This window comes from Clostridium sp. AN503, assembly GCF_040719375.1.
Classification (GTDB): Bacteria; Bacillota; Clostridia; order Lachnospirales; family Lachnospiraceae; genus Brotaphodocola.
Genome location: NZ_JBFDTP010000002.1, coordinates 1,388,704 through 1,401,736, shown reverse-complemented (window position 1 = coordinate 1,401,736; position 13,033 = coordinate 1,388,704). Strand labels below are relative to the sequence as shown.

Genomic DNA, 13,033 nt, shown 5'->3' with positions numbered 1-13,033 from the left:
AACAGTCTATCATAAATACCGTTATTTCTCAACTGCTGTTTGCATCTGTCATGCCTGTAATACTGCCCGGTCCTTTTCTTGCCGTTCCAAGCGGGATCTTATCACGCCCGATCTGCTGAACTGTGATCTCCTCCCCTTCTTTATAGGGGATTCCCGGCGCGATCAGCCGGTTTTTCTGATAGTAAGGAGTGTCCACCGGCTTCCCATTGACGCAGATCTTAGAGTAGGAATTGAAATTCTCCCCAAATATGATGATCTGGTCCGTATTATGTATCGTAGTCCGCTGAATAACAGGAGCCGTACCAAACTCCAGTTTTGTGGCCTTATAAGGCGATACTCCGCCATATACCTCCTGATCCCCATACAAAATATCATATTCCAGGATCTGCATGGCATCCAGATAGCTCTGGGCAGAAGTGTCTCTCTTATCCAGATGGCGCTGATGGAACCGGATCATGGTGCCCTCATGAATGTCCAGCATGTTCAGCACATGGGAAGTCAGCTGATATGCCTCTATATCCCGGTTTACCTTAGGAAGATCCATATTATTCCAGACCACATACTCCGTCTGGAACAGAGAACGGTTCTTCATCTCTTCGGGAGTCCATTCAAAGCCCGGCAGATGGTCCCCGTAAAGCACCAGCACCGTCGGCTCCTTCCGCCCGTTCAGCATACTGATCAGACGGCTGACAAACTGGTCCATCTCATTGATCTGCTGGCAGTAATATTCAAAGGAAGGGTATTTCCCATGTCCCTGGACTGAGATCGTATAGATAAAATCCTGCCCCAGAGAAGAATCAAGTGCCTTTTCGATCTCTTCCACCAGAACCGTATCCTTACACCAGCCGGTTGGATTGCGCCGGGTCTCATACATGTATTCTATCGGTGTAAAAGTGTCAAACCCTAACTGTGCAAATATCTTGTGCCTGTCATAGAAGGTGGCTTCATTGTTGTGGATGGCATGGGCCTTATAGCCCAGATTTTTCATATCAAACGCCATACTCTCACAGACCGTCTTCTGCAGTACTGTCTTATAAGGGTACTCTCCCGGACCGAAAAAATCCAGGTTCATGCCGGTAATGCATTCAAATTCCGTATTGGCCGTTCCCGCTCCCACAGACGGCACGCTCAAATATCCAGACGGGAAATTCCGCATCAGAAAACGAAAAAAGGGGATCGGATCTTTTTCCACAGGGCTGTTCTCCCACAGCATCGGATCAAAAAAAGACTCCAGCTGCACCATGATGATATTGGGCGTACGGTTATCCTTTAAAGCATACACATCCTCCGGCACCAGATCCTCCGCTTTTAATTCTGCCACCACCTGGCTGTCATAGGTGTCCGGCTTGGAGATCCCTGTATTGAAAGCAGAATTGGCAAAGCAGTAGGCAAACCCGTAGTCCTGGAAAGCCTGACCAATATTGCCAAAATGCAGCGCTACTGCCCCGCTCATGATCGCCAGATTTAAGCCTCCCCAGATCACTGCCATAGCAACCGCTGCCACACACACAGACTCGGTAACGTTCACCTTCTCTGTATCCGCCGGGGCCTTCCTCCAGATCATCATACAGAGAACAACCGCCAGAACAAGCGCAACAGCTCCAAGCACGATCTGCCACCAGGAAAGATACGTGGTCAGCAGGCTTGCCGCATATTTTACCAGACGTAAGTCCGCTGCTGTAAAGGGCGTCGTCCTGAATATGAGCAGGACCCCATTGGCAATCCCCATTGTCAATCCCACGAGCGCCAGGACAGATGCCAAAAACACCTTTCTCCTAGTAAAAAACACCAGCAAAAACGGCGCAAGCAACAGCAGCCCATTCAGCAGAAACACATGCGGGCTGCCGAATATGTACTTCGCCAGTCCCGGAACTGACTTTCTGCCAAGCAGTTCGATCACAATATTTAAAAGCAGCGCGATCACCGCAAGCTGCCCCAAAAGCTTCCAAAGTCTTTTCATTATTAATCCAAATCTCCTCTTTTGTCTCCGCCCATTTAGCGGAACCGTCCTCAATCCGGCTATAGTCTATCATATTTTGCCGGAAAGGAACATAGCTATTTTACATAAAAATAACGTGATTTCCCGCAAAGTTTCACAGTTTCTTTACTCCCTGCGCCCGGCCTTTTCTTGACTTTCCGCGCGCCTGCCTCTATAATGTAGCATGTTGGATTCATATTGGTCAAAATCATGACAGAAAAAGAAAAGAGAAAAAGCAAGAAAGGAATTTCCTCATGACATTCATTACGGATATTATCAAAGGTGTGTTTATCGGCATCGCCAATATCATACCTGGCGTCAGCGGAGGTACGATCGCCCTGTCCATGGGCATCTATGACAAGCTGATCGGCGCTGTCTCCAATTTTTTAAAGGACTGGAAAAAAAGCATCATCACTCTTCTGCCGATCCTGGTGGGCTGCGGCCTCGGCCTGATCGGTTTTACCTACGCCATCGAATACCTGCTCTCAGAGCACACATTTTTTACCTGTATGGCATTTATCGGTCTGATCCTTGGCGGGCTTCCCGTATTGATCCGGCAGCTCCTCAGTAAGACGAAAGAACACGGCGGCTCCGTCGGGATCTCCGGTGTTCTGGCTTTTGTGATTTTGTTCGCTTTTGCCATTATCCTTCCGCTGTTTGGTTCTGAGGAGGAAGTTTTAAAGACTTTGACCGCCTCGCCGCAGCTTATGGTCATAATGTTTTTTATTGGTATCATCGCCTCTGCAACCATGGTCATTCCTGGCGTCAGTGGTTCCCTGGTACTGATGATCCTCGGTTATTACTACGGCATTATCGGGTCTATCAAAGATTTTTTGGAGGCGCTGAAGGTTTTTGATATCCCGGCTCTGACCAATGGCTTTCTGATCCTGTTCCCGCTGGGTATCGGCATCCTGCTGGGCATCTTCCTGATAGCCAAACTGATCACCTTCCTGTTTGAAAAGTATGGAGTGCAGACCTACTGCGCGATCCTCGGCCTGATCCTCTCTTCACCGTTTGCTATCTTTTACAATACCGGCCTGTTCGGGAAACTGGATCAGCTGAACCTGCTCATGATCCTGGGCGGTATCCTGATCTTTATTGTTGGAGCCGTAGTTACTTATCTTCTGGGCGAAAAATAAGAGACAAAACGATTTCATTACAAATACAAGGAGACCAGAAGTGAAAAATAGTTCTTTCATTTTCCACTTCTGGTCTCCTTTTTACTTTCATTTATTATTTATACTTTTCCATGTACTCATGCGCCTGAGTATCCGTAAGATCAAACAGCTTCATCAGCTTTGAAATGATTTTATCTTCCGTAGCATTCTCCTCAAGGCCATCAAGAATTAACGCTTTTACACCTCGTTCAATCCCCTGCTCCTCTCCCGCCTTATAACCATTATCAAATATCAATTTCCCAATCTGAGTCATCTGCCACTCCTCCTTCACTTTTTTCGCATACTCCGGATCAATGACCTTGTCCGTAAAAGTCAGGATCCCGGCCAGCACACGAACCGACTGGCTCCGGTCCGATATCCGCTTTGCCAGCTCTACCGCCTTTTCAATATACACCTGCTTCTCCGCTTTCCCCTTCACCGTCAGGGGCAGGATCATAAGCCTTGCGAGCTCTTCCTCTGTAAGTCTGTCTCCTGCATGGATCTTGTGGTTCAAAGCTTCATAAATCCCATCCGAATCCTGTTTCACCAGATACGAGGCCTCAACCCGCAGGACCAGATCGCCAAAATCATAAACCTCTTTGGCCCATTCTACATCTGCCGTGTAGATGACAAGTACCTTAATGCTCTTTAAATCCTCCAGCTGGTTCTGGTCCGCATAACGCTTGATCACCCTCGCTGCATAATTCAAATATTTGACAAAGTTCTCTTTGGTAAACTTTGACTCATAATCGATGATAGCTGTGGAACCATCCTCCAGCAAAAACAAATGATCCAGACGCAGCTCGTTGCTCTCAATGGCCGGCAGGTTCGTAGGCAGCAGCCCTATTACCTTCAAATCCGGCAGTCCAAACGGCGCCAGACTGTTTCCCAACAGGGATTCTGCCGTCACCTTGGACGTAATGTCCTTATTCTGATATGCGATATCACTCATATAGCCTTTCCTCCATTATACCTTATCATAATGTTAGTTTTCAATAGTTCGGTCGAAAAATCGACACATTTTACCACATCACCTGCCTTAGACATTCTTCTCTCAGAACTGCCAGTTTTTGAAGTTTGCGTGAACACACGCTTTGATGCATAGAAAAATCATCAGACTCTGCGGAAGAGAATCTCCCGCGAAGCTTGTACTAAGTATAAACCAGAGAAAGACCACTGTCAATGGCTTTCCCATTAACTGGTCTTTCTCCTGGTCTTTCTCTGTTTTGTCTCTGGTTTTACTATTGTCTTCCTGGATTTCTACTGCGTCAGCCAGCCTAATACCAGTTCATATTTTCCGGTCTTTTCGCCTCTTTTGCAATCTTTTTGATCAATGCCTGGGTACGGAAATACTCCGTCACAGTGCCGGTAGTCACCGCTTCCCCTTCCGGAGTCTGCAGTGAAAAACAGGTTGGAATCGGCAAAGTATTGGCTTTCCGGTCATGACAAAAAAGCCTGGCTGTATAAGTCATTCTGCGGTTATAGGCACTGGTTATCACATCCCGGCCTTCCAGGACCATATAAAATGGGACTTCCTCTCCGTCCACGCGCATATATGCCACATAATGGCGGGTGATATCCAACGGCTCCGCCTCATCGGAACGGTCAAACACAACCAGGAAGGTATCCGTTACTTCTTCAAACAGATCGCAGATCAGTCCGGTAACCATCGGCTCCCCGCTGTCATCCTCCAAAAAGAACTCTACCCCTTCCTGCAGCAGCACCTTCGAGGTATGCTCTGTAACCTCCAGTGTGGGGATTTTGGTGTTCTTCTCCGTATTGAGCCGGACCGGACAGGGTTCCTGCCAGGCTCCCGTAACCGGGTCCCTGGCAGTCATTTGGTATATTCCATGAAACAGATTGGCTGCATAGGAACCACTCAAAAATACGTTCCTGTCCTGGCTCTTCACTGCCTGCCCTGTATCCCTGGCCTTTTCTCTGTCCTTCACCCGGTAGCTGCCTGGTGTAAACACAAGCCCGCTGACATAAGCCATCAGTAACAGCACCGCCCTCAAAAGGAACTCCCTGTTTCTGCTGTAAACATCCATCCCCCTGAAAAGAATAACAAATACAACCAAAACTGCTGCAGCATGTACCATCTTCCATCCAAGCAGGGAAGACTCGCTCCAGTAGGGAGTATCCTCGTTCTGACGGTTCCCCCACCGCTGATAGACCACGCTGTGATAAGGCAGTCCGCAATGCTCACAGGTTCCGGAAAACTTTTTCGGGTTCTTCAGCTCTTCCCTGCACCACGGGCAGGTTTTATCCATTTTGTGCTTCATATTTCCTCCGCCATGTCTGTAATCCGTTGATCAAACTGTGAAACCTCTGTTCTTAGAAGGAAGTGCTTTGACAAAAACTCCCCTGTATCTTTCGACACAGGGGAGCTTAAATTCAGTCTATATCAGATTAGTCGTTGCCGTACAGAGTAACCAGCTTGGTCAGATACTCGTATCTTTCCTTAGCCTCAGCCTCGTTCTTAGCGAACAGGTTTGCTGCTCTCTCCGGATTCTTCATAGCCAGGGATGCATAACGAACCTCGCCCTTTAAGAAGTCCTGATAGCCTTCCATGTTCGGAGCCTTGCTGTCCAGAGTGAACTTCTTCTCTGCAGCCGGGTTGTAACGGAAGTTGTTCCAGTAACCGGTCTCAACCGCCAGCTTCTCCTCGGTCTGAGCTTTGCTCATACCCTTCTTGATGCCGTGGTTGATACACGGAGCGTAAGCCAGGATTAAGGACGGTCCCGGATAAGCCTCTGCCTCTGCGATGGCCTTAACGGTCTGCGCATAGTCAGCACCCATGGAGATCTGTGCTACATATACATAGCCATAGCTCATTGCAATGCTTGCCAGATCCTTCTTCTTGGTGTCCTTACCACCTGCTGCGAACTGTGCCACAGCGCCGGTCTTGGTAGCCTTGGAGGACTGACCGCCGGTATTGGAATAAACCTCGGTATCATAAACCATGATATTGATGTCCTTGCCGCTTGCCAGTACATGGTCAACGCCGCCGAAACCGATATCATAAGCCCATCCGTCACCACCAAATACCCACTGGGATTTCTTGCCCAGGAAGTCTTTGTTCTTAACGATCTCCTTGCAGGTCGGGCAGTCGATGCCTTCTAACGCTGCAACCAGCTTGTCGGTAGCAGTTCCGTTGGTAGCGCCGATGCCGTAGGTATCCAGCCACTCTTTGCAGGCAGCCTTCACATCCTCAGAGGATGCATCAGAAGCCATAACAGCCTCTACCTTGGTCTTTAAGCCTTCGCGGATCGCGTTCTGTGCCAGCAGCATGCCGTAACCGAACTCTGCGTTGTCCTCGAACAGGGAGTTGTCCCAAGCCGGGCCCTGACCCTTTTCGTTCACAGTGTAAGGTGTGGACGGTGAGGAGTTACCCCAGATAGAGGAACATCCGGTTGCATTTGCAATGTACATTCTGTCACCGAACAGCTGGGTGATCAGTTTTGCATAAGGAGTCTCGCCGCAGCCTGCGCATGCGCCGGAGAACTCAAGCAGCGGTTTCTTGAACTGGCTGCCCTTAACGGTGGTCTCTTTGAACTTGGTGATAACCTCATCCTTGACCGGAAGCTCAGCGCCAAAGTCGAAGATCGCCTGCTCGTCCAAATGCTTCTCCAGAGTATCCATGGTAAGAGCCTTCTCGCCCTTCTTGCCAGGACATACGTTTGCACAGGAACCACATCCGGTACAGTCAAGTGCGGAGATGGTGATAGCGAACTTGTAACCCGGCATACCGGTCATATCAAGCATCTTCATGCCTTCCGGTGCGTTAGCTGCTTCCTCAGCAGTCATGGCTGCCGGACGGATAACTGCATGCGGACACACATAAGAACAGAAGTTACACTGGATACAGTTGTCAGGATTCCATACCGGAACATTGACAGCGATACCGCGCTTCTCATATGCGGAAGAGCCGGACGGAGTGGAACCGTCTACATACTCGGTAAATGCAGATACCGGCAGGCTGTTGCCTTCCTGAGCGCTTACCTTGGTCTGGATATTGTTTACGAAATCAACAACGTCCTTTCTGCCATCGGTGATCATCTTGTAATCAAGGCCTTCATCACCGCAATCCTTCCAGGACTCCGGAACCTCTACCTTAACTACGCCCTGAGCGCCAGCATCGATTGCTGCCCAGTTCTTCTTAACAACATCCTCACCCTTACGGCCGTAGGTCTTCTGAGCTGCATCTTTCATCAGCTGGATCGCCTTCTCCTCCGGAATAATACCGGTCAGCTTAAAGAATGCGGACTGCAGGATCGTATTGATACGGGTCGGGCCCATACCGGTCTCGATACCGATCTTAACACCATCGATGGTGTAGAAGTTGATGTTGTGGTCAGCGATGAACTTCTTCATCTGACCCGGCAGATGCTTCTCCAGCTCCTCAGCGCCCCACGGGCAGTTCAGCAGGAAGGTACCGCCGTCAACCAGCTCCTGAACCATATTGTACTTGCGCACATAGGCCGGGTTATGGCATGCTACGAAGTTGGCCTGCTTGATCAGGTATGTAGACTTGATCTTCTTGTGGCCAAAACGCAGGTGAGACATGGTAACGCCGCCGGACTTCTTGGAGTCATAGTCAAAATATGCCTGAGCATACATGTCGGTGTTGTCGCCGATGATCTTGATGGAGTTCTTGTTTGCACCAACGGTACCGTCAGCGCCCAGACCCCAGAACTTACAGTTGGTAGTGCCTTCCGGAGTGGTAACTAACGGCTTGCCAAGCGGCAGGGACAGATGGGTTACATCATCCACGATACCAACGGTAAATCTCTTCTTCTCGTTGTTCTCGAATACAGCAACGATCTGTGCCGGAGTGGTATCCTTGGAACCTAAACCATAACGGCCGGAGAAGATCTCAACTGCATCGAATTTGGTGTTCTTCAGCGCTGCAACAACATCTAAGTACAGCGGCTCGCCTAAGGAACCAGGCTCTTTGGTTCTGTCCAGAACGGAAATCTTCTTAACCGTATCCGGGATCGCATTGATCAGGGCCTCTGCGCAGAATGGCCTGTACAGGCGGACCTTAACCACGCCGACCTTTGCGCCGGTGGTCTGGATCATGTAGTCGATGGTCTCTTCAATGGTGTCATTGACAGAACCCATTGCTACGATAACGTGCTCTGCATCTGCAGCGCCGTAGTAGTTGAACAGCTTGTAATCAGTACCGATCTTGGCGTTTACCTTGTCCATGTACTCCTGTACAACAGCCGGTAATGCATCGTAGTACGGATTGCATGCCTCTCTTGCCTGGAAGAAGATATCCGGGTTCTGTGCAGAACCTCTCTGGCACGGATGATTCGGGTTCAGGGCATTCTTGCGGAATGCATCGATCGCATCCATGTCTACCATCTCAGCTAAATCGTCATTGTCCCATGCCTCGATCTTCTGGATCTCGTGGGAGGTGCGGAAACCGTCGAAGAAGTTGATGAACGGAACCTTGCCCTTGATCGCTGCCATATGAGCAACCGGGGTTAAGTCCATAACTTCCTGAACGCTGGATTCACACAGCATAGCGCAGCCGGTCTGACGGCATGCATATACGTCGGAATGATCTCCGAAAATAGAAAGCGCATGGCTTGCGATCGCACGGGCTGATACGTTGAATACGCCCGGAAGCTGCTCACCTGCAATCTTATATAAATTAGGAATCATCAGTAACAGACCCTGAGAAGCGGTATAGGTGGTGGTCAATGCACCTGCTGCCAGAGAACCGTGTACGGCACCTGCCGCACCAGCCTCAGACTGCATCTCAGTCACCTGAACAGTCTGGCCGAAAATATTCTTTCTGCCCTCTGTTGCCCACTCGTCCGTATGCTCAGCCATAACGGAAGACGGGGTAATCGGATAGATCGCAGCTACATCGGTAAACGCGTATGACGCGTGGGAAGCAGCCTGATTACCATCCATGGTTTTCATTTTTCTTGCCATTTGATTTTCCTCCTACAAATGTGAATATTGCTTGTCCCGGAAAGGCCTTCCGGAAAATATCCCTCCGGTGATACCGGAAATTTGAGTCCCTCTTTGAACAGAGACTGACCTATTAACCATTATAGCAACTTTTCACCGTTTTGCAAACAAGAAAACAACAAAATCACGTATTATTTTGCATACAATCTACAGAAAAAGGAGATGTCCACAATCTGCGGAACATCTCCTGTCTGGTTTTATCAAAAGCTTATAAATCGCCTTATGCACCCGGCATCGGTGCGATGGTAGGCCCGTCGGTGCCAGCTGTGGGCGCGCTGCCTCCCCCCGGAGTGGGCGAAGGAGCCTGATTGGGGGCCGTAGTCGGCGACGGGGCCTGGCTGGGCGTCGGTGTTGTGGTCGGCGACGGGGTTGTGGACGGCACCGGATTGGTCACCGCACCTCCTCCCGGTCCATTCACAGAGCCGTTCTGGTTCTGGCCGGACTGTCCGCCGCTGCTTCCTCCCGGACCCACAGATACACCAGGTCCGCCTCCAGGACCAGTCTGAACCGGATCTCCGTCAAGCGTCGAAGACTCTCCGCTCGGATCGATGACTCCGGATTCCAGAATCGATTCTGACGGTTCCGTAGCTGCCACTGTCCCGGATGTATTCCTTAAGATAACCGGCGCATGGCCCTTGTATGTCACATTGTGGTCTACCTCCTGGCTGACCACCTCCCCGTTCTTTGTGATGACCAGCCTGGTCTCCCAGTAGCTGCCCCGGCTGCCAGAGCTCTTGGTTTTCTCTATCCCCGGCTCAAGGGTCGGATCCTCTTCATAGGCAGGCGCCGGCGGATCCATATCTTTGAGTTTCTTAGATTTCAAATCGTACTTAACGCCCTCCTCCAGCACGGGGATCCCATAAATTGATATAGTGACCGTCTGGTTGGAATAGCTGGCCCGGATTCCGACTGCAGCGCTGGAATTATTCACAAACTTATAGTCCGGCCCGCCCCAGCTCACGGTGGCATCCATACCCGGAGTTACATAAGACGGTTCATAGGTATGGGAACGTCTCACCGTTGTCTTCAGCCCTGCTCTCACGACTGCATTGTACAGCGTGGTGGATACCTGGCAGACTCCTCCGCCGATCTCCTCCACCACTTCGCCGTTGTTGTAAGCAGCAGCGCCTTTATATCCCTTTGCCTCGGTCCGCTCTCCTACCCGGTCATTAAAAGAGAACTCCTCCCCGGGCTGCAGGACAATGCCGTTGATCGCCTGTGCAGACAGCTTCACGTTGGTATTCCGCTTGCTGTTGGATGTGGTATTCGTGGTGAAGCTGGATAATGTCTTGTATTTCTCACGGGCAGTAGATTCAGAGAATTCCGGCTCCACCGCATTGACGGAAGCCTCGATCACCGCGTCAAAATCTTTCCGGCCAAGGGCCGCCAGGATATCATTCTTTAACTTCTCCTGGTCCACAGCCTGGCCGTTCTCCGCACCGGTAAATAAAAACTTGTCATTCTCCGCATCATAACTGGAGATCGATCCGTTTTTCGCCTTTTTGTCCCACTGGGCCGCCACGCTTGCCGCTTCGGCAGCCGCAGCATCCTCAAGCCCGCTGGTATCCAGGGAATAGCTCTCTTTCGGCTCCCCTGCATAGATCTCCTGCAGAAGAGAATCCACCTTACCAGCCATTAAGTCTGCCACATCATAGCTCTGATCCTGCCAGGTCACCTTCATCCCCCAGGCAAAATCCTTCAGGATCGCCTGTTTTGCATCTTCTCTGGACATGCCGGTGATATTGATCCCGTCCACGGTCACTTCCTTCAAAAGCTCAGTCTCCGCTTCCGTGGTGGTCTCCGTCTCCGTCTCGCCGCTCTTTCCTGTCATTCCTTTTACCAGGAACACAATGCAGACAATGGCTATGATCAGGATCACCCCGCCGACAGCCAGCTTCATATAGTCAAAGTCGGAACCGCCTCCGCGGTTGCCGGAGCTCCGTCTTCCGGAGGAAGACGAATTCCTTGTATAACTGCTTCTGCCCCCGCCTGATGCGCCTGAACGGCCTGAACGGCTCCTGGCAGATGTATTCCTGCTGTGGGAACTTCCCTTTGCCCTGGAACGCCCGGTCCCTGAGCCTCTCTGATTCTCATACTGATTCATAATGTCACCTGTAAATTCTTTTGTTCAATTTCGCCTGATTGCACACTAAGACAGTATAGCATACTTTTCAAAAAAAGAACTAACAATTTTATGAAAAAATACTTTATTTTTTTATGTACATTTGTTTTTGTGCCATTTCACAAAAGCCCTTGCAGAAAGGACGCAGATACTGCGTATTTCCTATTTTTATTCCACATTTTTTACACTCAAAACCAGATGCTTTTTATGAGTTTTCATGATTGCCTGAACTGGAAATCACTGGTATACTGTACTTGTTAAAAGAATAACCCGTTAATAGAATGATAAATGATATGGAGGGAATCAATATGAAGATTCAGAATATCCAGGATGTAGATGCTTTTTTTAAGATCATTGATGAGTGCAGGGGACCGGTTGAGCTGGTATCTCCGGAAGGGGACCGTATCAATCTGAAATCCAAGCTGTCCCAGTACCTGTCCATGGCGACGATCTTCTCCAACGGCTATATCAAGGAGCTGGACCTGGTTGCCCAGGACAAAGAGGATGTGGAGCGTTTGATCAAGTATATGTACCAGGGAGCTTAAATAGCTGATACATAAATAATGTCATCATAAAAGGCACAGCCAGTTTCAGCGGCTGTGCCTTTTTCCATGCAGATGTCCTGCGGATTCCCTAACTCTTTTGCCCTCTCCGCTTCAGCCGGGCGTTCACCTCATCCCGGAACAGGCTGTAGATCACAGACACCAGCGGAATGAATATCAGCATGCCCAGGATGCCCATCATGCTTCCTCCAAGGGTGACTGCCACCAGAACCCATATGGACGGAAGGCCCACGGAATTGCCCACCACATGGGGGTAGATCAAGTTCCCCTCGATCTGCTGGAGCACCAGGAAAATACCGATAAACACCAGCGCCTGAACCGGGTTCATGATCAGGATCAAAAACGCTCCCACCGCGCATCCGATAAACGCCCCAAAAATAGGGATCAGCGCCGTGAACGCGATCAGAACCCCGATCAGAAGTGCATAGGGCATCCGAAAGACAGTGAGCGTCACAAAAAACATCAGGCCCAGGATCACAGCCTCCACGCACTGCCCCGTCAAAAAGTTGGAGAAGGTCCGCTCCGTAAGCGCCGCCACCTCCAGGACCCTCGCAGCCGTCCTCCCAGGCAGGAAGGCTCGCAGCACCTTTCTCATCTGGCGTTCCAGCGTCTCCTTCTGCAGAAGGATATAGATGGCAAAGATCAGACCGATGCCAAAGCAGGTCACGCCGTTTACAATGCTCATGGCGGCAGAAAACGTAGTGGACAGCACCGTGCCTGCGCCATCACTTAAAAACGCGACAATCTGCTGCATCAGCTGCTCCCAGTCTATCTCAACACTGTTTATATAGGCAATCACATCCGGATTGTCGGAAAAGAACGCTTCCAGCTGTGCCTGCAGACCGGCAAAAAACACCGGGACGTTGCGCTGAAGGCTTGAAAGGGTCCGGAATACCTCCGGCACCACTAACACCATCACAACAGACAGGATTCCCGCCACTGCCAGAAGTGCAAGTGACAGGCTCACCGCCCGCCGTACCCTGTCGGATTTTCCGGTCCGGATATGGTTCTCGATCCAGCGCATCGGAACGTTCAGCACAAATGCGATAGCTGCCCCAAGGAGGAACGGCGCCAGCATCCCCACAAATCTCATAAACACCAGCAGCACGCTCCGGTAATTGATTCCAGCCACAACCACCGCCACCGCGAACACGATGAGTCCCCGTATCTTTTTTACTGTATCCTGCGTCAAGTCCATACCTGCTCCTGTTCTCCCTGTTCTCTT

8 protein-coding genes are annotated in these 13,033 nt (G+C 50.3%); 2 read left to right on the top strand and 6 right to left on the bottom strand.

What is annotated here, in order from left to right:
* Positions 1 to 28 precede the first annotated feature (28 nt).
* Positions 29 to 1,960 (bottom strand): LTA synthase family protein, encoded by a 1,932-nt coding sequence (locus AB1I67_RS13705; protein WP_367030423.1) that lies wholly within the window; start codon positions 1,958 to 1,960, stop codon positions 29 to 31.
* Positions 1,961 to 2,232: 272 nt separating this feature from the next.
* On the opposite strand from AB1I67_RS13705, the gene AB1I67_RS13700 reads away from it, so the two are divergent.
* The gene (locus AB1I67_RS13700) at positions 2,233 to 3,117 is read left to right on the top strand and encodes a DUF368 domain-containing protein (RefSeq protein WP_367030422.1); all 885 of its coding nucleotides are present in this window, start codon (positions 2,233 to 2,235) and stop codon (positions 3,115 to 3,117) included.
* A 94-nt stretch (positions 3,118 to 3,211) separates the two neighbouring features.
* Here the strand turns inward: AB1I67_RS13700 and AB1I67_RS13695 are convergent, their stop codons facing one another.
* The 4 genes from AB1I67_RS13695 to AB1I67_RS13680 form a co-directional block, all read right to left on the bottom strand.
* A complete protein-coding gene (locus tag AB1I67_RS13695; protein WP_367030421.1) occupies positions 3,212 to 4,087 on the bottom strand; it encodes a hypothetical protein in 876 nt (291 codons plus the stop codon).
* A gap of 325 nt (positions 4,088 to 4,412) precedes the next feature.
* Positions 4,413 to 5,417 (bottom strand): hypothetical protein, encoded by a 1,005-nt coding sequence (locus tag AB1I67_RS13690; RefSeq protein WP_367030420.1) that lies wholly within the window; start codon positions 5,415 to 5,417, stop codon positions 4,413 to 4,415.
* Positions 5,418 to 5,544: 127 nt separating this feature from the next.
* Entirely contained in the window at positions 5,545 to 9,084 is a 3,540-nt protein-coding gene (gene nifJ, locus AB1I67_RS13685) for a pyruvate:ferredoxin (flavodoxin) oxidoreductase (protein ID WP_367030419.1), read from the bottom strand.
* Between the two features lie 259 nt (positions 9,085 to 9,343).
* Complete coding sequence (locus AB1I67_RS13680; RefSeq protein ID WP_367030418.1) at positions 9,344 to 11,227, bottom strand: VanW family protein; 1,884 nt, start codon at positions 11,225 to 11,227, stop codon at positions 9,344 to 9,346.
* A 326-nt stretch (positions 11,228 to 11,553) separates the two neighbouring features.
* Here AB1I67_RS13680 and AB1I67_RS13675 point away from each other — a divergent pair, with 326 nt between their 5' ends.
* On the top strand, positions 11,554 to 11,790 hold the full coding sequence (locus tag AB1I67_RS13675) for a polya polymerase (RefSeq protein ID WP_367030417.1): 237 nt from the start codon (positions 11,554 to 11,556) through the stop codon (positions 11,788 to 11,790).
* A gap of 88 nt (positions 11,791 to 11,878) precedes the next feature.
* Here the strand turns inward: AB1I67_RS13675 and AB1I67_RS13670 are convergent, their stop codons facing one another.
* A complete protein-coding gene (locus AB1I67_RS13670) occupies positions 11,879 to 13,006 on the bottom strand; it encodes an AI-2E family transporter (protein ID WP_367030416.1) in 1,128 nt (375 codons plus the stop codon).
* Between the last annotated feature and the right edge of the window lie 27 nt (positions 13,007 to 13,033).